Genomic DNA, 25008 nt, shown 5'->3' with positions numbered 1-25008 from the left:
AGCTACGCTGCTATACGCAGCGCTGGGCGAGTCGATCGCTGGCAAGCTGGGTTGCACCGCCGAGACATTGCGCGGGGGTGTTGCAGGCCAAGCGAGACATCGGCGAGCGCGAAGGAGTGAGCACGTCCGATCGCGTGCGGGTCAAGGCGCTGGAACGGGAGAATCGCGAGCTACGCCAAGCCCACGAGATCCTGCGCAAAGCGTCCTATTTGCCCAGGCGGAGCCTCGACCACCGGTTCAAGCCATGACGGCCTTCATCGACGAGCGTCGGAAGAGCTACGAGGTCGACCCGGTTGCTGCCGATCGCCCCGTCGAGGTACGTACTTGTCGCTTGACAGGTCGATCCGACCAAGGCGCCGGCGCGTTCGTGCGGGGCCGCCAACAACGCAACGTTCCCGTTCACCGCCTATGCGGTCGCCACAGCCGCAATGCCGCCTGACGACTGCCATCGATCTCGATTTTCGCAGCGCGCCTGGCCTGCTCACGGCGAATCGCGACCAGGTCTCAACGATCAGCACGACGTGCACCTATCGCACCGCTTGGCAGGTCGGCCTCAACAATGGCCGGCATGCATCCGGCAGTACAAGGCGCATGGCAGGCGTCGGCAGCTACGCGGTATCAACTGCGAGCTCCACCCGGACAACGCCCGCTGTCTGCGCTGGGTAATGCCTTGAAGACCAACACACTGACCGGACCGGCAGCAGCGTGACGGCGTACGGTCGGGATACCCGCGACCCTCCGTGGCCGCGCGGCAACTACAGCGACACCATCTCGTCACGGTCACGTTCTAGGGCCCAACGGATAGCCTGCGGATGGCAGATCCGGTTCCGATTCGGCGATTCGGGGCGCCCATAGACCCTGGGGGACGCGCCGCTTCACACCGAATTTCCGCTCAGCGCGAGCCCGCAACCCGCGTTCGCGGGAGTAGACTGCCGCAGTCCACCGTACACGGGGCGGAGGGGTGAGCCGGAGCAACGACAACCTGCAGTTCGCTGCGGAGACCGAACAGGGGCCCTTACCCTGGAAAGTTCTTATTGTCGACGACGAGCCGGAAGTGCACGACGTCACCCACCTCGTGTTCGGCCACTTCCGCTTCGAAAATCGCGGCATAGAGTTTCTCAGCGCGCATTCCTCGGCGGAAGCGCTCGACCTGCTGCGCCGGCATTCGGATATCGCGGTCGTGCTGCTCGACGTGGTGATGGAATCGGAACAGGCCGGGCTCGACCTCGTACGCGCCATCCGCGAAGAGCTCGGCAACACGTTCGTGCGCATCGTGCTGCGCACCGGCCAGGCCGGCCAGGCGCCCGAGCACGAGGTCATCGCCGCCTACGACATCAACGACTACAAGGAAAAGACCGAACTCACTGCGCAGAAGCTGGCTACGACGATGTATGCGGCGCTGCGCGCCTATCGCGACATGCGCACCATCGAGGCGCACCGGCAGGGCCTGGAGAACGTGATCCGCGCGTCGGCGCAGGTGTTCTCGCGACAGACTTCTCACGATTTCGCCTCGGCCGTGCTCGCCCAGCTCACCGACCTCGCCGGCATGGATCGCGGTGCGCTGTACTGCACCGTCGATCGCCGCAATGGCGGACAGCCCGAGCAGTTCCGCATCGCCGCGGCAACCGGTGAATACCGCCGCCTCATCAATGCCAATGCCGCGGACCGGCTGCCCACGGCGATCGTCGATTCGCTGCGCGACGCCTGGCACAGCAAGAGCCATCACTTCGATCGCGATCACTACGTGCTGCATTTCATCGACAGCCATCAGACCGAGAGCCTGCTGTTCGTCGGCGAGAGCTGGAACCTGTCGCCGCTCGAATACAAGCTCGTCGAGCTGTTCTGCACCAACGTCTCGATCGCGTTCGACAACCTGCATCTCAACGACGAGCTGCTGTCCTCGCAATTGGAGATGGTCTACCTGCTCGCCGGCGCCGCGGAAACCCGCTCGCAGGAAACGGCGAACCATGTGCGCCGCGTCGGCATGCTCGCCGAACTGCTCGGTCGCGCGCTCGGTGTCGCGCCGGAACTGTGCGAGACGCTGCGCTACGCGGCGCCGCTGCACGACATCGGCAAGATCGGCATCCCCGATCAGATCCTCAACAAACCCGGCGCGCACACGCCCGAAGAAGTGGCAGTGATGCGCACGCACGCCGAGCTCGGCGCTCGCCTGCTGGCAAGCTCCCATCGCCCGATCCTGCGCCTCGCCGCGGAAATCGCCGCCTCGCATCACGAGAACTGGGACGGCAGTGGCTATCCGCAGGGATTGTCCGGTTCCGCGATTCCGATCAGCGGACGCATCACCATGGTGGCCGACGTGTTCGATGCGCTCGGCAGCAAGCGCTGCTACAAGCAGTCATGGTCTCCCGAACGCATCCGCGCCTACATGCAGGAGCAACGCGGGCGCAAGTTCGATCCGGATGTGGTCGATCGCCTGTTCGAGCATTGGGACGAAGCGCTCGCACTGCGCGAGAAGCTGCCCGACTGACCGGCCGCGCCGGAGCCCTCTCCTTCCGGGTGATCGGTCTCCACTGAAAAGCCGTCAGGCGCGCTGCTGCATGTCGGCCATGAAGCGAATGAGGAAGCGCGCCCCCGAACCGGGCGCGCTCTCGCACTCGATGCTGCCATGCAGGACCTGCGTAACCAGGCTGTAGACGATCGGCATGCCGAGGCCTGATCCGCCCTGCCCGCGGCGCGTCGTGAAGAACGGTTCGAAGATGCGTGCGCGGGTCGCGTCATCCATGCCGCGACCGTTGTCGACGTAGTCGATCAGTACGCCGTGCTCTTGCCGGCGTACCGTGATGCGGATGCCGCCGGGTTTTCCGGCATCGAAACCGTGCAGGAGCGAATTCATCACCAGATTGGTGACGATCTGGTACAGCGCACCCGGCGCGGTTTCGACCACGAGGCCGCTCGGGCAATCGAGTTCGACGCGGTGCTGCCCCTTCTTCAGGCTCGGGCCCAGCGTGGTCAGGATCTCGCTGAGGTTGGCACCGAGATCGACGACGCGGCGATCCTCGCTGGACTGGTCGACCGCAACTTGCTTGAAACTCCGCACCAGGCGGTCGGCGCGCTGCAGGTTGCGCAGAATCAGTTCGGAACTCGTGCGCGCGCTGCGCTCGAACTGCTCCATCTCTTTTCCCGTGAGCTGGCCGGCGCCAAGCAGGCGCGATATGCGCCGCGCTTCTTCCTGCAGATGCGAGGCCGCGGTCACGCCGATGCCGAGCGGCGTGTTGATCTCATGCGCGATGCCCGCGACCATGCCACCCAGCGAAGCCAGCTTCTCGGCTTCCACCAATTGGCGCTGCGCGAGGGTCAGCCGCTCCAGCGTGTTGCGCAGTTCGACGTTCGCGCCGCGCAGATCCGCAGTACGCTGCTCGACGCGCGACTCGAGATGCTCGTTGAGCGTGCGCAGATCGCGCAGCGCCCTCTCCAGCGCGTCGATATCGGACGTGGTTCCGCTCATGCGCACGGCGCGGCCCCGCTCATCGTGCTGCACGACGCGGCCGCGGGTCCATATCCATACCCAGTCGTGCTGCAGGTTCTGGGTGCGATAGCTGGCTTCGAATGCCGTCGTCTCGCCCCTGACGTGCGCGGCAAACGAACGCTCGAACTCGTCGATGTCGTCAGGATGCACGAAGGGCCGGTAGGCGGTAACCGTCTGCTCGGCCGCCTCGCGGCTCGCGGCAAGATGTTCGAGCTGGTTGTCGCGATGCATGCGGCCGGTCACCAGATCGATATCCCACATCTCGCTGCCGCTGCCCCACAAGGCGAGCTTGAGGCGCTCTTCGCTGAGACGGATCGCCTCTCGCGCAGCACGGCGACGGCGCATATCGGCGCGTACCCGCGACACGGTGAGCGCGATCATGCCGAGCAAAGCCAGCGTGTACAGCGGATAAGCTTGTCGCGACGCCCACGGCGACGGCCGCACCTGCACGGCGACGCGCGCCTCGCGCTCGCTCCACGCGCCTCCATCGTGCCGCGCACGCACGCGCAACTCGTAGCGGCCGGTCGGCAGGTCGGTGTAAGTGGCCAGCCGCCGGCTGGACGGCGTCTCGATCCATTGCGCATCGTGGCCATCGAGCCGGTAGGCGTAACGCATCGATTCCGGATCGGAGAACGCTAGGGCGCTGAACTCGAACGTGACGTTGTTCTGGTCGTGCGCCAGGTCCACCGCGCGGCTGCGCCACAGGCTTCGCTCGAGCGGCGAGTCCGCCGCCCGCCAGCGCAGCGGGACCGGCACGTTCCTGAGCAGCATGCCGGTCACGACCGGTTCGGGCACCATCGGCGTTTCGACCGCGGCCGGATCGAACGCGGTGATGCCGGCGAGTCCACCGAAGACGATGCGGCCGTCCTGCAGGCGCGTCGATGAGTTGACCCAATAGCCGAGATCCTGCGCGCCGTCGTGCGCACCGTAGTTGGCGATGTGGCGGCCATCGCGGTCGATGCGGCTGATGCCGGCCGTGGTGCTGATCCACAGCTGCCCCGTTGCATCCTCGACGATCGCACCGATCGCATCGGCGGCCAGCCCGACATGGCTGTCGATGGTCTCGAAGCGCGAGCGGCCATCCGTACCGGTCGTACGATGGCTGATACCGCCGCCCTGGGTGCCGATCCAGAGTTCGCCTCGACTGTCCTCGGTCAGCACCGTGATCAGGTCGCTGCCGAGCGAAGCAGGATCGTTGGCTTTCGAATGGAAATGCTCGAAGCGGCCGCTTGCGCGATCGTAGCGGTCGAGGCCGAGACGAGTGCCGACCCACAGATCGCCGGCGCGCGTTTCCAGGACGGAACTGACCGCGTTGTCGGCGATGCTGTCGGGATCCGCCGGATCATGGTGATGGTGCCGGAATCCGGCGCAACCGGCGCAGCGCTCTTCGAGGCCGCGGTCGGCGGTGCCCACCCATTGCGTGCCGGCGCTGTCTTCGTAGACGAACAGCAAGGCATCCGAGGCAAGACTGTCCGGATGGTTCGGATCGTGGCGTGCATGCTCGAAGACACGGGTGCCCGGGCGCATGCGGTCCAGCCCCCCGCCCTGCATGGCGATCCACAGGCTGCCGTCGCGTGACCGCGTGAGGTACTGCACGAAGTTGTGGGCGAGGCTGTCGGGGCGCCGGGGGTCGTGCGTATTGCGCTGGACGACACCGCGGGCGAGATCGAGACGAACCAGGCCGCCGCCTTCGAGGATGCCGGCCCACAGCGACCCGTCCGGGTCGGCGAGTACGGTCGGTGCGAGGCGCGCCGGCAGCGTGCGCGCGTCGCCGGCGACACTGTCGATCTGGACGAAGGCGCGGGTGCGCGGGTCATGAATGCTGAATCCGTTCACCCATGACCCGACGACCAGCAGTCCGTGACGCTCCTCGAACAGGTTCGACAGACGGTTCGCCGCGATCCCGTCCGACCGCGCCGGATCGTGCAGGTACTGGACGAAGCGCTCGCGGGCAACGTCCAGCCGCGCCAGACCGCTGGCGTTGCTGGCGATCCACAACGCTCCATCGCGGTCGAACAGCAGGCTGCGCACCGCATCGTCGGGCAACGTCGTCGCCGGATCGGCGGCGGCATCGTGCGCGTAGTGCGAAATCGGCTTGCCGCTGGCATCGAACCGGTACAAGCCCGAATCGGCCGTGCCTGCCCAGAGCGAACCGTCCGGCCCTTCCGCGAGGGCGTGGACGTTGAGCGAACCTTCCGCGCCGGCGCGCAGTTCCTGCATGGCGCGGCGCTCGCCGTCCACGCGCCAGAGCCCGTCGAGCGTGCCGAGCAGCAGGCTGCCATCGCGCAACTGGAGCATCGCGCGCACCATGCGCAACTCGGGCCGTTCGCCCAGCCCCGAGTCGCGCCAGGTGCCGGCGGCGCGATCGAACCATTGCAGACGGCCACCCGCGCTCGTCACCCAAAGGCGCCGATCACGGTCGAGAAGCAGGGCCGTTACGTTGTTCGAGGCCAGCGAATCAGCGCGGCCGGGATCGCTGCGGTAGCCGATGAACCGGTCGAGATCGGGTTCGTAGCGATCGACACCTCCGGACTGCGTACCCACCCACAGCACGCCGTCCGTGTCAGCGACGAGACCGCTGATGTGGTTGTCGGACAGCGACCCGGCATCGTTGCGATCGTGCCGGTAGACGTTGAAGCCGTAGCCGTCGAAGCGGGCAAGACCGTCCTGCGTGCCGATCCAGAGGAAGCCGGTGCTGTCCTGTGCGATCGCGCGCGTGGTCGCCTGCGGCAAACCCTGCGCCATGCTGTAGGTGCGAAAGCGGATCTGCTCGATGCCCGGCACCTCGCCGGCCACCGCGGACGCGATCGAAACGAGCGCGCACGCACTGACGTACGCGACTGCACGCGCCGCCCGCGAGATCGCTGTCCACCCCCTGCCCGGCATCGACGCAGGCTAGCCCGACCTCGCCGGCAGAACAAGCCGCGACAGCCCGCTTCGAGAATTGCCGCAGCGCAACGAAGGCGCGCATAATTCGGCGGTTCCCGGCACCCGATGTGGTGCCCGCAGCGCATCATTATCTGGAGGTTTTCCATGTCCGATATCGTCATCGTCGGCGCCAAGCGCACCGCGATCGGTTCCTTCCTCGGCCAGTTCACCGGCGTACCGACGCCGACGCTGGGCGCGACCACGATCAAGGCCGCTCTCGAACAGGCCGGCGTGGCCGCGAACGACGTGTCCGAAGTCATCATGGGCTGTGTGCTGCCGGCCAATCTCGGCCAGGCGCCTGCGCGCCAGGCCGCGCTTGCAGCCGGCCTGCCGCCTGCGACCGGCTGCACCACGATCAACAAGGTCTGCGGTTCCGGCATGAAGGCGATCATGCTCGCGCACGACCTGATCAAGGCTGGCTCGGCCGACGTGGTCGTCGCCGGTGGCATGGAATCGATGACCAATGCGCCGCACATGGCGCCGGTGCGCAGCGGCATCCGTTATGGCGACGGTGCGCTGGTCGACCACATGGCCTGGGACGGCCTGACCAATCCCTACGACGGCAAGGCGATGGGCGTGTTCGCCGAGAACTGCGCCGACAAGTATCAGTTCACACGCGAGCAGCAGGACGCGTTCGCGGCCGAGTCGGTGAAGCGTGCGCAGGCGGCGATCGCGTCCGGTGCGTTCGTCGACGAGATCGTTCCGGTCAAGGTCGCCACGCGCAAGGGCGAGGTCGAGTTCGCGACCGACGAGCAACCCGGCAAGTCCGATATCGCGAAGATCCCGACGTTGAAGCCGGCGTTCCGCAAGGACAACGGCACCGTCACCGCGGCAAGCTCGTCGAGCATCTCCGACGGCGCTGCCGCGACCGTGGTGATGAGCGCGGACGAGGCGAAGAAGCGCGGGCTGAAGCCGCTCGCACGCATCGTCGGCCACGCGACGCACTCGCAGGAACCGCAGTGGTTCACCACGGCGCCGGTCAGCGCGATCGACAAGCTGCTGAAGAAGGTCGGCTGGAAGGTCGGCGACGTCGACCTGTTCGAGATCAATGAGGCGTTCGCCGTCGTCGCGATGGCGCCGATGAAGGAACTCGGCATTCCCCATGAAAAGCTCAACGTCAACGGCGGTGCCTGCGCGCTCGGCCATCCGATCGGCGCCAGTGGAGCGCGCCTGGTCGTGACCCTGATCAATGCATTGCAGCACCGCGGCGGCAAGCGCGGCGTCGCCGCACTCTGCATCGGTGGCGGCGAGGCGACTGCGATCGCGGTCGAACTCGCTTAAGATCCGCACTGCTTCAATACCAGCGGCGCGATGGACGCGCCGTCCGTTGTGCCACCACACCCGAGGGGAACACCGATGAAGATCAAGCAGATTGCCCTGGCCGCCGCTCTCGTCACTTCGCTCGCCGCATGCAGCGACAATGCCCAGCAGCAGGCGCAGGAAGCAGCTGACAAGGCCGCAGCCGCGACCAAGCAGGCCGCCGCCGACGCCCAGGCCGCCGCGAAGAAGGCGGCCGACGAGACCGCCGAAGCCGCCCAGAAGGCCGCCGAGGCTGCCAAGCAGGGCGCGCAGGACGCCGGCAATGCCGTCTCCGCTACCGCCGGTCAGGCTGCCGACGCGACCCAGAGCGCGGCCGACAAGGCGAAGGAAGCAGCCGGGAATGCGGTCGATGCGACCAAGGAAGCCGCCGGCAACGCTGGCACCGCCGTCAAGGAAGGCGCGACCGCAGTTGGCCAGGCCGCCGTGGCGGCCGGACACGAGGTCAAGGAAGGCGCGAAGGCCGTCGCCCATGACGCCGTCGAAACCGCGAAGAACGCGAAGGACGCCGCAACCGACGCGGCCAAGAAGGACGAGAAGCACTGATCCATCATCGCCGCGGTTCGTCCGCGATCCGATGACGCACCGGCCGCCTCGCGCGGCCGGTCGCGTTTTTGCCGATCGCATGCTCGGCCGCGTGCGCTTTCGCTAACTCCATCGCTGTGTTTTGATGCTCGCCTGCCTTTGCGGATACCTGCATGACGCCCTTTGACAGCAAGATCGATCCCCACAGTCCGGATTTCCAGGCCAATGCCGTGCAGTTGCGCAGCACCGTCGACGACCTGCGCGCCGAGATGGCCAACGCCGCGCTCGGCGGTGGTGACAAGGCGCGCGCGAAGCACACCGAGCGCGGCAAGCTGCTGCCGCGCGAGCGCATCCGCGCGCTGCTCGATCCGGGCTCGCCATTCCTCGAACTGTCGCCGCTGGCCGCACACGGGATGTACGACGCCGCCGCGCCCTGCGCCGGCGTGATCACCGGGATCGGCCGCGTCAACGGCACCGAGGTGCTGGTAATCGCCAACGACGCGACGGTCAAGGGCGGCACCTATTTCCCGATGACCGTGAAGAAGCATCTGCGCGCGCAGGAAGTCGCGCTCGAGAACCGCCTGCCCTGCGTGTATCTCGTCGACTCCGGCGGCGCGTTCCTGCCGCTGCAGGACGAGGTGTTCCCGGACAAGGAACACTTCGGCCGCATCTTCTACAACCAGGCGCGCATGAGCGCGCTCGGCATCCCGCAGATCGCGGTCGTGATGGGCTCGTGCACGGCCGGCGGCGCCTACGTGCCGGCGATGAGCGACGAAACGATCATCGTCAGGGAACAGGGCACGATCTTCCTCGGCGGCCCGCCGCTGGTGAAGGCCGCGACCGGCGAGGTCGTCGACGCGGAGACGCTCGGCGGCGCGGACGTGCACACCTCGATCTCCGGTGTCGCCGATCATTTCGCGGAGAACGATGCACATGCGCTCGACATCGCGCGCGGCATCGTTGCCAGCCTCAACCGGAAGAAGAGCGTCGCGCTCGCGCTGCGCGAGCCACGCGAACCGCTCTACCCCGCCGAGGAACTCTACGGCTGTGTGCCGCGTGACACGCGCATCCCGTTCGACATCCGCGAGGTCATCGCGCGCATCGTCGATGGCTCCGAGCTGCAGGAATTCAAGGCGCGCTACGGCAAGACCCTGGTCACCGGCTTCGCGCACATCCACGGCTACCCGGTCGGCATCATCGCCAACAACGGCATCCTGTTCGCCGAATCCGCGCTCAAGGGCGCGCACTTCATCGAGCTGTGCAACCAGCGCAACGTGCCGCTGGTGTTCCTGCAGAACATCACCGGCTTCATGGTCGGCAAGAAGTACGAGCAGGCCGGCATCGCGAAGGATGGCGCGAAGATGGTCACTGCGGTCGCCTGCTCGCACGTGCCGAAGTTCACCGTGGTGATCGGCGGCAGCTTCGGCGCCGGCAACTACGCGATGTGCGGCCGCGGCTACCAGCCGCGCTTCCTGTGGATGTGGCCGAACGCGCGCATCAGCGTGATGGGCGGCGAGCAGGCCGCGAGCGTACTCGCGACGGTCAAGCGCGACGGCCTCGAAGCGGCTGGCAAGAGCTGGTCGAAGGACGACGAGGACGCGTTCAAGACGCCGATCCGCGAGCAGTACGAACGCCAGGGCCATCCGTACTACGCGACCGCACGGCTCTGGGACGACGGCATCATCGATCCGGTCGACACGCGGCGCGTGCTGGGGCTGGCGATCTCGGCAAGCCTCAACGCGCCCATCGAGCAAGGCCGCTTTGGCGTGTTCCGGATGTAGCCGCCGAAACGCTGCGCAACCACGATCACGGTTATTCGCATCGCGAAGCCGTCACCCCAGCGTAAGAAGATTTACATGTGCCCCGTTTACCGTGACGTAGTTCACGCGGAGCGGCCTCGCCCCGCGCCTCGTGCCGGGGACGCCAGATGGTTCGTTTCGCCAAGCTTTTCATCTGCGCCTGTGCGATCGCTGCACTGGCGACGTCCGCCGCGATGGCGCATCAAACGTCCGTGCCACGCCGCAACGCCGAAACGATCCGCGTTCCAGCGATCCTCGCCGTCAGCATGCAGCTTGGCGCACCGCCAGCTGGCGTCGTTGACCTGAAATTCCAAGACCTGTTCAAGCTGCCGGTCGGACCGAAAGGTCTGGAGACAACCGACAAGCTGCGCAACCTCGACGGCAAGCGCGTGCGTATCGTCGGCTACATGGTCCGCCAGGAAGCGCCGAGCGCGGGCAGTTTCATGTTGTCGCCACTGCCGGTCAGCGCGGGCGATGAGGATGAATCGCTCGCCGACGACATTCCGGCCAGCGCCGTCTTCGTCAGCCTGCCGAATGGAAAGGACGTGATCGTGCCTGCGCTGCCGGGGCTGGTCCGGATCGTCGGCACCCTGCACCTCGGCGCGATCGAAGTTCCGGGCATCGATCGCCTCGCCGCCGTGCGCATCGCGCTCGATGCCGCACCCGAGCGCGCCCTGCTACGCGTCGCACGAGCCGCTGCACGGCAGCCAACCGGCGCGCGCTGAACCCTCACTACCGTTCGCGCACGCGCTCCACGCGCGACGGATCTCTTCCACCTTTGCCGGAGATCTTCGTATGTCGTCAACACTCCTGCCACGCCTGCCGCTTGCGACCTTGGCCATTGCGGCGCTCGGCTGTTTCGCCGTGCATGCATCCGCCGGCACGGTTTCACGCCTGACGCCACCGAGCGAATTGTTCAGTTCGGGCAATGCCGAGCCGGTCATCGCGCGCTTCCTGCCTGGCCAGTTGTTCGACCTGCAGGCGACCGTGCAGCCCGACGCCGGCCAGGCCATCACGAATTTTTCGTTCTTCATCGACGGCGCACCAGTCACCAGTCGCGCCGACCCCAAGATATTTGCACGCACCAGTATCGTCACCGAGACGGGTCCCGCTGCAACGTGCATCGACCCTGTCACCGGCAAGACGACGGGCAAATCCGGCTGCGTCCTCGTCGCCGGCCTGCCGGCGAATACCGCGGTGATTTCGCATCGTGGATTCTCGCTCGGAGTCCCCGGCGTGCGTAAACTCGAGGTCAGCGCACTGCAGAGCGACGGCAAGCTGATACACGCGACCGGCAATTTCGAGATCGTCGGCGTCGACAAGAGCAGCGGCAAGGTCGCGAAGAACATCATCATCTTCCTCGGTGACGGCATGGGCGCCGCGCATCGCACCGCCGCCCGCATCATGGCCAGAGGCTATGCGCAGGGCAAGGCGAAAGGCCTGCTGACGATGGACACCTTCCCGGACACCGGCATGGTGATGACGGCGTCACTGAATTCGATCGTGACCGATTCCGCGCCGGGTATGCAGAACTACGTGACCGGCAACAAGGCGAACAACAACCAGGAAGGCGTATTCCCTGACGACACGCTCGATGCGTTCGACAATCCGCGCGTCGAATACCTGTCCGAATACCTGCACGCGCTGCAGGGCAAGTCGCTCGGCGTCGTCACCACCGCCGATGTGTTCGATGCGACGCCGGCCTCGATGGCAATCCATACCTCTGCGCGCGGCAACGGCACCGGCATCGTCGACCAGTTCCTCGACGATCGTCAACTGACCGGCCTGAGCGTGCTGATGGGCGGCGGCCGCAAGTGGTTCCTGCCGAATGTGTCGAACAGCGTCAGTCCGCAGCCCGCGAACGGCTCGCAGCGTCGCGCCGCGAACGACTACGTGCTCCCGGACGATGTCGTCGCCGGCTGGGGCGCCGCCAAGGGCGCGCTGGATCCGGCCCGCGACCTGATAGGCGATTTCCAGTCCGCCGGCTTCGCCTACGCACCGGACAAGACCACGCTGGACAAGGCATTCCAGTCGCGCGTGCCGGACCGCCTGCTCGGCCTGTTCGCGTATTCGAACATGAATGTCGCCTATGACAAGATCGCCGGGCGCCGCGGCCACGGCGCGGTGGTCGATGCATTCGGTTTTCCCGACCAGCCGATGCTCGACGAGATGACCGACAAAGCGCTGCAGGTACTAGCGAAGGATGGGAGGGGGTTCGTCGCAATGATCGAAGGCGCCTCGATCGACAAGCAGGCGCATCTGATGGACAGCGACCGCTGGCCGCTCGAGGTTATCGAGTTCGATCGCGCGATTGCGGTCGGCAAGGCGTTTGCCGAGAAACATCCGGATACGCTGATCATCGTCACCGCCGACCATGAGTGTTCCGGCGCGGCCATCATCGGCGCGTCCACCGCGACCGCGGCTGCGCTGCAGGTGAATCCGGCCGCTGGAGCATCGGTGGTCGGCACCTACGACGCCGCGAAGTTCCCGAAATACGCGATAGCCGACGATGGCTATCCGGTCACCACGAACATCGACCACAAGATGTTGATCGGCTACGGCGCGAATGCGGATCGCTACGAAACCTGGCTATCGAGCGCGTTCCCGACCAAGGATTCGCAGCAGCCGTTCCCGCCCGGCGATTCGCCGGCCGATCCGGGCGTGCGCAACAAGGACATCGGCTTCCTGATCAGCGGCCAGGTTCCGGGCGATCAGGCGGTGCATACCGCAACCGACGTCCCGCTGTCCGCCTACGGCCGCGGATCACGTCTGTTCCATGGCGTGTTCGACAATACCGACGTCTTCTTCAAGGTCGGCCAGGCCGCGGTCGGCGGCGTCGAATAAGCGCGCGCGAGTTGACCCCAAGCAGCCGTTCGTCCTTGTGCATCGAAGGACGAACGGCTCCGGCGCATTCGATGGCATCCGCCGCCTGGCGCCTCGCCGGTCGCCAGGCGGAGTGCAAGGACGAGGAAGGCGCGTTCAAAGCAACGCGCCGGTCGAGCCGCAGCGCTTCGGCGTGTTCCGCATGTGACTACAGCGGATGTCGCTGCTCGCGGCTGACTTCACGCGACGCGGGACTGCCGCAGAAAAATGTGCAAAAAGCAGCGTGCGGGACAGTCTCGTTGGCGATCGTTGTGCGTGCGACGCGCGCAATGCGCGACCGTCGAATGTGCTGCGATTGCGAAGGATTCGTTATCACCGTTCAGGTCTGTTCGGTGAGTTCGATCACAGGTTCATGACCGTGTTGCCGACTACGCTCCAAGGCCCCTGAAGCGGAGTTTTCACCATGGCGATATTCAATCAACAACCTGCGGCGAAGAAGGAAACATTTGCGTTTCCGCAGGATCCAGCGCCCGCTCCGATCAAGGAGACTCCAGCGGTCACTGACTACGCGGCGCCGCCGAGCCCATCGCACAAGATCAGCGAGCGCAGCGACGCCAAGGAGTCGCTGATCGCTTCCGACATCACCATCGAGGGCAAGATCGAAGGCTCGGGTCACGTACGCATCGCCGGCAAGTTCAAGGGCGACGTGAACGTGCAGGGCGACCTGACCATCGAGAAGGATGCGAAATTGAACGGCAGCGTGCGCGCGAAGCGAGTCACCATTGCCGGCGAACTGGAAGGCAACATCGAAGCCGCGTCCCAGGTCGACCTGCAGCAAAGCGGAGTCCTGATCGGCGATCTGAAGGCGGCCTCATTGACCGTCGCCGCCGGATCGCGCATGCGCGGCCAGGTGGAATTCGGCTGGGACGACAAGACGTCGGCGAAACCGGGCCATCGCAATGGCTCCGAGAACGGCGCCGCAGCGTGAGTTCGACACGCCCGGGCACCGCGGGCACGACGCGCATCTGTCCGCACTGCAAGGCGACGATACTCGAGAGTTCGAGCGTCTGCCCGGCGTGCCAGCACCATCTCCGGTTCGATCCCGCCGCAGCGCAGCGCGCGCAACAGACCACCTCGGCACTGCGTGTCGAAGGAACGGTCCGGCATCCGTCCGACGGCGAGGCGTGGGAGTACTCGATGGTGTTGTCGATCCGCAATGATCGCGGCGAGGAGATCGATCGCAAGCTCGTCGGCGTCGGCGCCATGCGTCCCGGCGAGCAGAGGACGTTCGCGTTGACCGTCGAGATCACCGCCGGCGGCGATCCGGGCGTCCGCAGCAACGGAGCGCGCAGGCACTGATCCGTTGAACGTGGACGGTGCGCGCGCCGTCCATTTCCATCCGGATAGCGCAACGAATTGCCACACATGTCCGTCCCTCCGGGAACGTTCGGACGTCCGCGGCAGCCTGTTGCCGCCGCGCAAGCGCCCGACGTGGAGTCGGCAGCGAACTTACACGTCCCGGAGAATGCTCATGGCTTTGCGCGGATTGCCCTCGTTCTGTCTGTTGTGCACCTTCTCGGTATCGGTTGCGGTTGCTGCTGCCGATGGCTCTGGCGACGTCGCCCCACGCTACGACTCCAAGGACAACGTCAACAGGCTGCCGAGCGAAACGTGGACTACGCCGGAAGGCGATGCCAGGCCCGGGCAGAAGTATTTTTTCTACGCCGTCAATGCGATTTCGCGCCACGAGTACCACTTCGCGATCGATATGTACCAGACCGCCGCGTCGTGGGCCTACAAACCGGCCGAGTACAACCTCGCGGTGATGTACCTGAAAGGCGAAGGCGTGCCGGTCGATCGCCCGCGTGCGATGGCCTGGATGACGCTCGCCGCGGAACGCGGCGACAAGGACTACGTGGCCGCGCGCGAGCTGCTGTATGCGAACCTGAGCGCGGACGAATTCACGCAGGCCAATGCGATCTGGCGCGACCTGAAGAAGACCTACGGCGACGAAGTGGCGATGCCGCGCGCGAAAGCCCGCTGGGCACAGGTGCGCGCCGCGATGACCGGTTCGCATGTCGGCATGCCGGGCAACCTGCAAGTCGGCGCCGCCGGATCGAACGTAAAGCCCGTAGACCTGACGCCATCGGGAAAGTCGGTGGTCGACGGCTTCGGAACTGCCGCCTTCGGTGTCCTCAAGGGCGGCCAGACGGACGGTACGATCGCGTATCGGCAACTGCGTGAGAGCGACAACCCGTACGATCCGAAATTCGAGTGGCATACATCGCCGACGCCCACCGGCACTGCCACGGTCGGACCGGTAACTCCTGTCGCGGAGAAGAGCGCGGGCGGCACTCCGCCTGCAGACAGCTCGGAGCCGCAGCACCGCAACTTCTTCTAGCGCACACCTGGATGGCTTCCGCCGCCGCCCGACACCGACCGGGCGACGGCCTGTCGCCCGCTTCGACGCCGGACACGCCAGCGCGGCGACTTACATCAACACGAGTTCCTCGGCCGAGGTCGGATGGATCGCCACGGTCGCGTCGAAGTCGGCCTTGCGCGCACCCAGCTTCAGCGCGACCGCGAAGCCCTGCAGGATCTCGTCGGCGGCGGCACCGATCAGGTGCACGCCGACGACGCGCTCGTCCGGTCCCGTGCAGACGAGCTTCATCAAGGTCTTTTCCTCGTGCTGTGCAAGCGCGACCAGCATCGGCCGGAACCTCGACCGGTAGACCTTGACCGCGTCACCGTACCGTTCGCGCGCGGCTTCCTCGGTGAGCCCGACCGTGCCAAGCGGCGGATGCGAGAACACCACGGTCGGGATGTTCGCGTAGTCGAGCTTCGCGCCTGCCTGCCCGCCGAACACGCGGTCGGCGAGACGCCGCGATGCGGCGATCGCGACCGGCGTCAGCGCGATGCGGCCGGTCACATCGCCGATCGCATGCACGTTCGGCACATTCGTATCCTGCCATTCGTCCGTGACGACATGGCCGCCCGTGTCGAGCGCGATACCCATGCGTTCGAGGCCCATGTCCGCGGCGTTCGGTGTGCGGCCGATCGCCCAAATCAACTCGTCGAAGCCGGGAGCCGCGGCGCCATTTGCAAGACTCAAGGCGTAGCCATCGGGATCCTTCGCTGCAGCGACCGGCCTGCTGTCGAACGCGAGCTCGATTCCGCGCTCGCGCATCGCCTGCGCGAGCGTGTCGCCCAGGTCATGGTCGAACGGACGCAGCAGGCGGTTGCCACGCGCGAACAGCGTCACCTCGGCACCGAGCGCACGCAGTACACCGGCGAGTTCGATCGCGATATAGCCGCTGCCGACGACCGCGACACGTTTCGGACATGCACGCAGCGCGAAGAAACCATCGGAATCGATGCCGAGCTCGCCGCCGGGAATCGCCGGTCGCTGCGGCCTCGCGCCGGTCGCGATCAGCACATGCGCCGCGTTGAGTTCGCGATCGCCGATGCCGATACGGTTCGGTGCCAGGAAGACTCCACGTTCGTGGAGCAACGTGATGCCGAGATCGGCAAAGCGCCGACGATAGCTCACGTGGATGTTCGCGATGTAGCCCTGCCGGCGTGCGATGAATGTATTCCAGTCGAGCACGCCGGGCGTGAGCGAGAAACCCACTTCACGCGCGATCTGCTGCATCTCGGCCAGCTCCGCGGCCAGCCACATCGCCTTCTTCGGCACGCAGCCGACGTTGACGCAGGTGCCGCCGAGCGCGCCCGGCTCCAGGATCGCCACCCTCGCGCCATGCCTTGCGGCGCGGATCGCCATCGCGATGCCGCCGGAGCCGGCACCGAGGACGACGAGGTCGAAGTCGCTCGCACTCATGCGGTCATTTGTCCGACGCGACTGACGATGCAGCCGCAATCGGCAATGACAGCGTGCTCGGGTGTGCCGTGTCGTGGTAGAGCGTGACCGTGACCTTGCGCGCGTCCTTGCCGGATTCATCGGCGACCGTGCCACCGGTGTTGTAGTTCTTCTCCGCATACATCGAGTTCACCGGTCCGATCGTCAGGCGCAGGCGGCTGCCCTTGCCGAGGCGCCGCGCGACGAAGGTGAAGTGCTCGAAATCGTAACGTTCCACGGCACCTGGCTTCACGAGCTGCGCCTCACGCGGACCGTGGCGATAGCGCGCACGCAATGCATCGCTGCTCAGGAACACGCTGCTGCCATCGGGCTTGACCTCGAACAGGTAGACCGCGAGATCGGTATCGGGCTGGTCGAGCGCGATCGATGCAGAAAGCTTCGGGAATCCGGCGATGTCGGTGTCCGCGGCGAACGCGGGCGAGTGGTAGAACAGCGCCTTGCCGGACGCCATCATCACGCCGCGCTGGTCGGTCAGGCCGTTCTGCGAGTCCTCCTGCTCCCACGCCGCCGAACTGGTGTCGAGCGAGTCGTAGACATAGCGATCCGGCTTGCCGCCATCGGCCTTGTCGCGGCGCAGATCGCCGGCCGCGAACACGTCGTTCGCGCGCGCGCCGACCGAAGCGAGATGCCAGGCCTCGTTGCGCGCCGTCACGGCCTCGAGCGTCGGCGCGTAGCGCCAGGCTTCCTCGCCGGTCAGGTAGAACGCGACCTTGTCCTTCAGGAACTCGGGTTTCGCGCCATCCTTCAGCGTCCAGTCGTACCACGCCTTGTGCAGCGCGTTCATGTCGAGCAGTGAAGCCTTGCCGAACTTCAGGCCGCCGACGTCGGCCTTCGGCGTGCGCGTGCCGGGGTGATCCCATGGCCCGATGATCAGGTAGTGCTTCGCCTTCGCCTCGGCCGATCCGTACTTCATGTGCCCGCCGTAGTACGCCAATGCGCCGGGCTGGTCGCCATCGTACTGACCGCAGATGCTGAGGATCGGCAACGCGAGCTTCGCGTATTGTTCCGGCGTCGGGCTGAAGCTGTCCCAGTACGCATCCTGCATCGGGTGCGAAACCCAGGTCTGGAAAATCGGTGACGGATTGCCGATGTAGCGGTCGAGTTCCTTGAACGGTGCATGCGCTTCGTACCAGCGCCGGAACTGGGCGCCCCAGAAGTCCATGTCGCCGAAGATGCTCTCCTGCGCGGCGCGCCCGCTGACCAGGGTCAGCCATTGCGTGTCGTAGGAATAGAACATGTTGTGCTGCATCGGATAGTCGACGCCGGGTTTCGGCGAGGCGACCGGCACGATGGTCGCCAGATGCGGCGGGAATTCCTTCGCCGCCGCCCATTGATCGTAGCCGGCGTAGGAGCCGCCCCACATCGTGACCTTGCCATCGCAATACGGCTGCGCGGCCAGCCATTCGACGACGTCGTGCGCATCCTTCGCCTCCTGCAGCAGCGGTGTGAACTGCCCTTCCGAATTGCCGCGGCCGCGCACGTCGACGGTCAGGAACACATAGCCGTGCGCGGCGAAATACATGCCGCGCTCGTGGTAAGTCTGCGCGATATAGGGTGTCAGCGTGAATGCACAGGGCAGCGCCTGCTTGTGGTCGCGCGGTTTGTACAAGGTCGCATTGAGCTTCACGCCGTCGCGCAACGGAATCTTGACGCCCCACTGGAACTCGACCGGAGCAGGTGTCGCCTCCGCGGCATAGGCGCTGCAAGCGAAGCATGTGCCAAGCGCGAGGAGGATGGCGAGAGCGCGAGCGCTATGAAACATGGATTCCCCCTTGATTTCTGTTTGACCCGCATGGGTCAGGCAAAACGATCGACCGCGAACGCCGCCAGATCGAGCGATGGCTTGCTGCCGGTGACGATCTCGCTGACCAGCTGCCCGGTTCCCGCCGACATGGTGACACCGAGCATGCCGTGCCCGGTCGCCAGGACCAGATTGTCGACGCATGGCGCCCGTCCCAGCATGGGCAGATCGTCAGGGGTCATCGGCCGCCAGCCGTACCACTCTTCGACGACCGCCGGGCCTTCCGGCTCGCGCAGGAACGCTGCAGCGCCGCGCCGGAGCGCATCGAGGCGGGTGCGGTTCAGCGTGGTGTCGTAGCCGGCGAATTCCATCGTGCTGCCGAGGCGATAGCCCGAGCCCCAGGCGGTCACGCAGACGCTCGGCTCCTTCAGTGTCATCGGAATGCGCGGACACAGCGCCGGCCGTGTGTAGGTGATCGAGTAACCCTTGCCAGGCTGGATCGGGATGCGCAGATCGAGCTGGCTCGCGAGGCGAGGCGACCACGCGCCGAGCGCGAGCACGACATCACGGCCAGCGAAGTCGCCGGCCGAGGTCGCGACCTTCGCGATACGCGTTCCTTCGCGCACGATCGCATCGACGCGCGTCTGTTCCTCGATGATGCCGCCCTTCGCACGCACCACGCGCGCGAGTTCGGCAACGTAACGATCGGGCCGCAGCTGCGCATCGCCGGGATTGAACAGCGCGCCGGCCACACCCGACTTCAACGCCGGCTCGCGCGCGAGCGTGGCCTGCGCATCGAGCGCATCGACGTGAACGCCGACTTCGGCCAGCCTTTCATGCAGCGCCCGTGCCTGTTCGAAATTCGCCTCATCGCGAAACACGTTCAGGGTACCGAGCGCCTCGAACTCGCAGTCGAGGCGTTCGCGGCGCACGATCTCCTCGATCAACGCGCGCGAGCGCAGCAGCAGCGGCGCCTTGGCCCGCGTCGCGCGGTCGAAATCCTTCCAGTTGCAGCGCCCGGCGAAATCGAACAGCCAGCGCAGCAGCGCCGCATCGGGGCGTGGCCGGATTCGCAATGGCGCGTCCGCCTTGAACAACCAGCGCAACGCGGTACCGATCATGCCCGGCATCGCCAGCGGCGCCGCGTGGCTCGGCGTCAGCGTGCCGCAGTTGCCGTGCGAACTGCCGCAGCCGACCGTGCCCTGTTCGAGCACGGTCACGCCGCGCCCCGCTTCGAGCAGGTAGTACGCGCAGGCGAGGCCGATCACCCCGCCGCCGAGAATCAGCACATCCGATGTCCGCGTCGTCATCCGGCGATTGTACGGGGCGCCGGCCCGGCTCCGCTCAACTCGTGCCGGTCCTCGCCGCGTAGGCGTCGAGCACGCGCGCCGAATACACCAGCGCGGCGCCGGCATTCAACGCGACCGCGACACCGAGCGCCTCGGCGATCTCATCCTTGCTGGCGCCGGCCTTGACGGCCGCGTCGGTATGTACGGTGATGCAGCCGTCGCAGCGTGTCGTCACCGCAACGGCGAGCGCGATCAACTGACGCGTCTTCTCGTCGAGATGGCCGGTCTTCGCGCCGGCACCGCTCAAGGTCGCATACCCCTTGACCGTGTCCGGACTCAGGCCACCGATCTCGCCAATGCGCTGCTTCAGCTGGTCCCGATACGCATTCCAGTCGTACATCATGGCGAGACCTCCTCTGTGGGGCGCCCATCCTGCACCGATCGGCCAGCGCGCGCCAACCGCGATCAGCCGAGTCCGAGCGGCGCGAACAGCACCTTCCAGCGGATCATCAGGATCACCGTCGCCAGCATCAGCGCGACGACCAGTCCGTGCCGCAGTTTGCGCCAGGCCGACCAGTCGCGCGCGCGCAGCGCCGAACCCAGCGCGAACAGCGCGACGACGCTCGCCGCGGCGGCGAAATAGGCTGCGACGACGACGACACGCATCCATGTCGTCGGATAGTCGAACAGCGCCGCGTCGTCGCTGGTCGTGGCCGCGACCACCGCGGCGAGGCCAAGGAACGCGAGCCACAGCAGCGCCGCGGTGACCGCGGCCAGCGTCGCTCCCTGGCCGCCGCGCACCCGCACGCGCGCGCTCGACCGATGCCAGGCAGCGGCGAGCGCCAGGGCCGAGAGCACGGCCACGAGGCCCAGCGCGATGAGCAGAGTCCGCGGATTGCCCGCTGCTCCGACGCGGTCGGCGACCGAATGCCCGTAGGCGCTGGCAAGCCCGGTCACCGCACCGCCGACGCCTGTCAGGAACGCGATATGGCTGCCATCCTCGATCGCGCGGAAGCTGTCCGTGCCATCGGCGACATAGCGACGCGATTCGCCACCGGCGTCGATGACGAGATAACCGTCGCGCGTCACGCTCACCTCGGCGGTCGAAGCCGACAGCGGCGCCTCCAGCGTCGAATACGCACGGCGTTCGCTGAGGTAGGCCCCGGCGTAGCGCTTGCCGGTTTCCGTGAAGTCCGCGGGCGGCGCCGGCGCCGGCCCCGGACGTGCATCGGGCAGCAGGCGCTCGATCACCAGCCGCGGCAAGTCGGCGACGAGCGCGCGACCGGTATCGGTGTTGGTCGATACGAACACACCGATGCCTGCCTCGGGCAAGGTCACCATGTTGGAGTGGAAGTACTCGGTGTCACCGGCATGCTCGAGGCTTTCGTAGCGACCGTAGCGCTCGCGGAAGAAACCGTGCGCGATGCCGCCCACCGCGGGTGCGTTGCGGAAATCGACGGCCGCGAGCGTTGCGAACGTCGCCGGCTGCAGGATCGTCGCACCATCGAGCGTGCCCCGATTCAGCAACATGCGCATCCAGCGCGCCATGTCCACCGCACTCGCCGACCCTGCACCGGCCGGAGCGATCTGCCCTATGAACTCGAACGGCTTCGCGGTATAGCCGCCCTGCTCGCGCTGGAACGCCGTCGAGTACGCCGCTTGCAGCGTGGGGTCGACGCGGCGTGCGTCGCTCTTGGCGAGCGGTTCGCGGAACGTCGCATGCTGCATGCCGAGCGGCGCCAGCAGGTGGTGTTCGACATAGGCCTCGAACGGTTCGCGGGAGACCTGCGCGACGATCGCGCCGAGCAGACCGACCCCGTAGTTCGAATACACCGCATGCAGGCCCGGAGGGCGCACGCGCCTGGGCCGGTATTTCGCCAGGTAGTCGTCGAGCGCCAGCACGTGGTCGGGCGCGCGTGCGAACAGATGGCCGAGCGCGCTGTCCTCGAACCCGGCCGTGTGCGTCATCAGGTGACGCAGCAGCACGGGCGGATAGCCCGCATCGGCGAGCCGCAGCGATTCGGGCAGGTAGCGGTTCGCTTCCGCGTCGGGATCGAGCTTGCCGGCCTCGATGAGCTGCATCGCGGCAACATAGGTGAACGTCTTCGAGATCGAGCCGATGCGGAACAGCGTGGCCGCGCCATCGACTGCGCGCTGCGGCGCGAGCGCCGCGTCACCGTATCCGCGCACGAGCAGGTCGTGATTGCGATCGACGACTGCGACGGTCACGCCGGCGATGCCTTGCTTCGTCATGGTGGCGCGCACGACGCCATCGACGAAATCCGCGATCGGCGATTCGATCCCGCTCGCCGTACCGGCCGTGGCGGATACTTCCGCGATGGACGCCGGGGCGGCCCGCGGCGCCGGCAATTCGTCGGGTCGCGGGGCCTGCTCGAGCTGTGCGATCACGGCTGCAGGCAGCATCGCGACTGCCGACGCGACCAGCAGAAGCAGGGTGCGCACCCTGCGATGACGAGCGCGCCCGGTGGGCCGCCTCGGGAGTGGTTGCATCGCTCAGTTCCCCTTGATCCGATAACCCGGCCCCGGCACGAAGCGCCCCGGCTTCGCTCCGGTGTGCCTGCCGTCGCGCACGACCTCGACACCATTGACGACGACTTCGCTCACACCGGTCGCGAACTTGCGCGGGTCGTCGTAGCGGGCGTGGTCGGCGATCGTGGCCGGATCGAACACGACGAGGTCGGCATGGTAGCCGTCCTTCAAGTAGCCGCGATCGCGCAGTTTGAAATTGTCGGCCGGCAGCCCGGACAGGCGGCGTACCGCATCTGGCAACGTATCCACCTGCTCGTCGCGCACGTAGCGGCCGAGAAAGCGCGCGAAGTTGCCGTACGCACGCGGGTGCGGCTGCGATTTCAGGAACACGCCGGCGGGCACGAACGAACCCTCGTCGGAACCCAGCGCAGTCCACGTTTGCGACAGGCCAAGCTTCACGTTGTCCTCGCTCATCAGGAAGAACGCCGTGTCGACGTGTGCGTGATCCTCGATCACGAGGTCGATCGCCGCGTCCTCGGGCGAGGTGCCTCGCAGCCGCGCCACATCGGCGAGCGTCTTGCCGGTCATCGGCTTCAGCTTCGCGTTCTTGAAGCCGATCAGCACGACGTTGCCGGGATCGCCGGCCATGTAGCAGAGGTTTTCCCAATCCTTGCCGGGCTGCCTCATCTCGGTGACCAGTTGTGCGCGGACAACCGGGTCCTTGAGGCGCCCGATCCAGGCATCCAGCTCGCCCTCCTGCACCGCCGGCGGCATGCAGGCATTGAGGCCGGTCGCGCCTGCGGTATAGGCGTACATGTTCGCGCTGATCGACAGGCCCCGCGCGCGTGCCGCGTCGATGCGCGCGATCGCCTCGCGCATCTTCGGCCAGTTGTCGCGGCCGGCGGCTTTGAGGTGGTAGATCTCGGCGTGCACGCCGGCGGCCCTGGCGATGCCGACGAGTTCGTCGATGCCCTGAAGCAGGCGGTCGCCCTCGCTGCGCAGATGCGAGATGTAGGCACCGCCATATGGCGCCGCGGCCGTGGCCAGTGCGGTCAATTCGTCGGTCTTCGCGTAGCTGCCGGGAAAATAGATCAGCGCCGAGGCGACGCCGAGCGCGCCTTGCTCCATCGCCTCGCGCACCAGCGCCTGCATGCGTTCGAGTTCGGCCGGCGCCGGCGCGCGGTTCGCGTTGCCGAGCACGTTCTGGCGCACCGTGCTGGCGCCGACGAACGAGGCGATGTTCGGCGAGATGCCTCGCTTCTCTAGCCAGGTCATGAACTCACCGAGCGAAGTCCAGGTGATCGCGTACCGGATATCGCCCTGCTCGTCGCGCGCTTCCTTCTTCATCGCCGCGGTCAGCGGTCCGTACGACCAGCCTTCGCCGAAGACTTCGAGGGTGACGCCTTGCAGGATGTCCGACATCGAGCGGCCATCGGCAATCAGCGCATCCGGCGCCCACGACAGCACGTTGATGAAACCCGGCGCGACCGCATGGCCCTTCGCATCGATCTCGCGCCGCCCACGCGCGTTCGCCAGATCTCCGATCGCCGCGATGCGGTCGCCGCGGATGCCGACATCGGCCTGTCGTGCCGCGCCGCCGGAGCCGTCATAGACCATGCCATTGCGCACGATCAGGTCATAGCGGTCGGCACGCTGCGCCGGACCCGAGGCGAAACAGCCGCCGAGCAACACTGCGAGCAGTGCGCCGGCCAGCCGGTGTGAACGCATGTGCATGATCGGGCCCTCCTTCCCGAAAAACGCGAGCGTACCGCAGACACGCGCTCCACAAACGCTGGCATCAAACCTGCAGAGACGCCGTGCATACCGCGACCGCCGGATACGCCCATGAAGGTATCGACGAACGAACTCCTGCTCGCATTGCGCGCACCGAATTCAGGTTGGCTGGCTGCACTGGTCTGTGCGCTCGACGAGGCGCTCCAGGATCCGGATTTCGGCGAGCCGCAGCGCCGGCTGGTACGCGACCTGCTCGACGCCGGCGACGTGCCGTATGCGGTCGCGGCCGCCGCGAACGAGCGCCTGGTCCGCTTCGAGGAGACCGTGAAGGATCTGCATTCGCTGCTGGTCGCGCCTACGACCGAACCTGTGACCGACGTCACAATGCGTCCGAAATTGACACTTTGCGGCAGCGCTGCCTGAGCCATACGCAGTCGCACGGCCCGTTGTTCACGTATTGACACCCCGGCCTCGCTCGGCGAGCGTACGCGCGTGACACTCGCCGGACGCCTCTCCCTCCTTGCCACCCTTGCCGTCCTGCTCGCCGCCTGCAGCAGCGCCCCGCATCGTCCGCAACCGCCCCTGCTGGCCGGCACGCCGCGCGCCGACGCGGCCAATGCGGTGCTGTTCCGCGCGATCGCGCTGGTCGGCACGCCCTATCAATTTGGCGGCAACACGCCACAGGGCGGTTTCGATTGCAGCGGCCTGGTCGGCTACGTGTTCCGCGACGCAGCCGGTGTCGGCCTGCCGCGTACCTCAGCGGAAATGAGCGACCTGCCCGCGCGCAAGCTGGCGGGTGATTCGCTGCAATCGGGCGATCTGGTGTTCTTCGAGGACGGCCGACGCATCAGCCATGTCGGCATCTATGTCGGCGAGCGCCGCTTCGTGCATGCGCCGAACAGCGGCGGCACGGTGCGGCTCGACAGCCTCGACAGCGCCTGGTGGCGCGAGCATTTCGTCTACGGGAAGCGCGTGCTGGATTGATGCACACGTTCCCG

General features: G+C 66.7%; 19 protein-coding genes, 1 pseudogene and 1 other annotated feature. Of the genes and pseudogenes, 13 read left to right on the top strand and 7 right to left on the bottom strand.

Translation table 11 applies throughout. The features are described from left to right. Nucleotides 1-28: 28 nt before the first annotated feature. From ABD002_RS03785 to ABD002_RS03780, 3 genes and pseudogenes are all read left to right on the top strand, one after another. Nucleotides 29-325 (top strand): annotated as a pseudogene (locus tag ABD002_RS03785) (IS3 family transposase); the annotation flags it as partial. Then, nucleotides 202-311, top strand: a sequence feature (AL1L pseudoknot). Its footprint overlaps the pseudogene before it by 110 nt. A gap of 83 nt (nt 326-408) precedes the next feature. Next, entirely contained in the window at nt 409-666 is a 258-nt protein-coding gene (locus ABD002_RS19635) for a spore coat protein U domain-containing protein (RefSeq protein WP_379988958.1), read from the top strand. Between the two features lie 295 nt (nt 667-961). Then, nucleotides 962-2488 carry a DUF3369 domain-containing protein gene (locus ABD002_RS03780; RefSeq protein ID WP_343787310.1) on the top strand — a complete coding sequence of 509 codons (1527 nt, stop codon included), beginning with the start codon at nt 962-964 and terminating at the stop codon, nt 2486-2488. Between the two features lie 54 nt (nt 2489-2542). On the opposite strand, the gene ABD002_RS03775 is transcribed toward ABD002_RS03780, so the two are convergent. Next, nucleotides 2543-6373 (bottom strand): two-component regulator propeller domain-containing protein, encoded by a 3831-nt coding sequence (locus ABD002_RS03775; RefSeq protein ID WP_343787308.1) that lies wholly within the window; start codon nt 6371-6373, stop codon nt 2543-2545. Nucleotides 6374-6520: 147 nt separating this feature from the next. On the opposite strand from ABD002_RS03775, the gene ABD002_RS03770 reads away from it, so the two are divergent. The 8 genes from ABD002_RS03770 (at nt 6521) to ABD002_RS03735 (ending at nt 15280) form a co-directional block, all read left to right on the top strand. Beyond that, nucleotides 6521-7696: a thiolase family protein gene (locus ABD002_RS03770; protein ID WP_343787306.1), complete on the top strand. Its 1176-nt coding sequence runs from the start codon at nt 6521-6523 to the stop codon at nt 7694-7696. Nucleotides 7697-7771: 75 nt separating this feature from the next. After that, on the top strand, nt 7772-8278 hold the full coding sequence (locus ABD002_RS03765; protein ID WP_343787305.1) for a hypothetical protein: 507 nt from the start codon (nt 7772-7774) through the stop codon (nt 8276-8278). Nucleotides 8279-8430: 152 nt separating this feature from the next. Beyond that, nucleotides 8431-10038 carry a carboxyl transferase domain-containing protein gene (locus tag ABD002_RS03760; protein WP_343787303.1) on the top strand — a complete coding sequence of 536 codons (1608 nt, stop codon included), beginning with the start codon at nt 8431-8433 and terminating at the stop codon, nt 10036-10038. Between the two features lie 146 nt (nt 10039-10184). Then, on the top strand, nt 10185-10781 hold the full coding sequence (locus tag ABD002_RS03755; RefSeq protein WP_343787301.1) for a hypothetical protein: 597 nt from the start codon (nt 10185-10187) through the stop codon (nt 10779-10781). A gap of 70 nt (nt 10782-10851) precedes the next feature. Beyond that, complete coding sequence (locus ABD002_RS03750; protein ID WP_343787299.1) at nt 10852-12900, top strand: alkaline phosphatase; 2049 nt, start codon at nt 10852-10854, stop codon at nt 12898-12900. A 442-nt stretch (nt 12901-13342) separates the two neighbouring features. Beyond that, nucleotides 13343-13867, top strand: a complete 525-nt coding sequence (locus ABD002_RS03745; protein WP_343787297.1) for a bactofilin family protein — start codon at nt 13343-13345, stop codon at nt 13865-13867. Further along, nucleotides 13864-14238: a hypothetical protein gene (locus ABD002_RS03740; protein ID WP_343787295.1), complete on the top strand. Its 375-nt coding sequence runs from the start codon at nt 13864-13866 to the stop codon at nt 14236-14238. The genes ABD002_RS03745 and ABD002_RS03740 overlap by 4 nt, the downstream gene beginning before the upstream one ends. A gap of 172 nt (nt 14239-14410) precedes the next feature. Then, on the top strand, nt 14411-15280 hold the full coding sequence (locus ABD002_RS03735; RefSeq protein WP_343787293.1) for a tetratricopeptide repeat protein: 870 nt from the start codon (nt 14411-14413) through the stop codon (nt 15278-15280). Between the two features lie 90 nt (nt 15281-15370). Here the strand turns inward: ABD002_RS03735 and gorA are convergent, their stop codons facing one another. From gorA to ABD002_RS03705, 6 genes are all read right to left on the bottom strand, one after another. Beyond that, nucleotides 15371-16717, bottom strand: coding sequence for a glutathione-disulfide reductase (gorA, locus tag ABD002_RS03730; protein ID WP_343787291.1), 1347 nt, complete (start codon nt 16715-16717; stop codon nt 15371-15373). A 4-nt stretch (nt 16718-16721) separates the two neighbouring features. Further along, nucleotides 16722-18518 (bottom strand): CocE/NonD family hydrolase, encoded by a 1797-nt coding sequence (locus ABD002_RS03725; protein ID WP_343787289.1) that lies wholly within the window; start codon nt 18516-18518, stop codon nt 16722-16724. Nucleotides 18519-18553: 35 nt separating this feature from the next. Beyond that, nucleotides 18554-19807 (bottom strand): NAD(P)/FAD-dependent oxidoreductase, encoded by a 1254-nt coding sequence (locus ABD002_RS03720; protein WP_343787287.1) that lies wholly within the window; start codon nt 19805-19807, stop codon nt 18554-18556. A gap of 34 nt (nt 19808-19841) precedes the next feature. Beyond that, a complete protein-coding gene (locus tag ABD002_RS03715) occupies nt 19842-20186 on the bottom strand; it encodes a carboxymuconolactone decarboxylase family protein (RefSeq protein ID WP_343787810.1) in 345 nt (114 codons plus the stop codon). A 65-nt stretch (nt 20187-20251) separates the two neighbouring features. Continuing rightward, on the bottom strand, nt 20252-22249 hold the full coding sequence (locus ABD002_RS03710) for a serine hydrolase domain-containing protein (RefSeq protein WP_343787285.1): 1998 nt from the start codon (nt 22247-22249) through the stop codon (nt 20252-20254). 51 nt (nt 22250-22300) lie between these two features. Beyond that, on the bottom strand, nt 22301-24010 hold the full coding sequence (locus tag ABD002_RS03705; RefSeq protein WP_343787283.1) for an N-acyl-D-amino-acid deacylase family protein: 1710 nt from the start codon (nt 24008-24010) through the stop codon (nt 22301-22303). Nucleotides 24011-24121: 111 nt separating this feature from the next. On the opposite strand from ABD002_RS03705, the gene ABD002_RS03700 reads away from it, so the two are divergent. Next, nucleotides 24122-24433, top strand: a complete 312-nt coding sequence (locus ABD002_RS03700; RefSeq protein WP_343787281.1) for a hypothetical protein — start codon at nt 24122-24124, stop codon at nt 24431-24433. Between the two features lie 69 nt (nt 24434-24502). Further along, nucleotides 24503-24994: a C40 family peptidase gene (locus tag ABD002_RS03695; protein WP_343787279.1), complete on the top strand. Its 492-nt coding sequence runs from the start codon at nt 24503-24505 to the stop codon at nt 24992-24994. Nucleotides 24995-25008: the final 14 nt, after the last annotated feature.

Origin of the sequence: Dokdonella soli, from assembly GCF_039523175.1 — a bacterium.
Lineage (GTDB): Bacteria > Pseudomonadota > Gammaproteobacteria > Xanthomonadales > Rhodanobacteraceae > Dokdonella_A > Dokdonella_A soli.
Note: the sequence above shows the minus strand (reverse complement) of the source record. Positions and strands in the feature narration are given on the sequence as shown.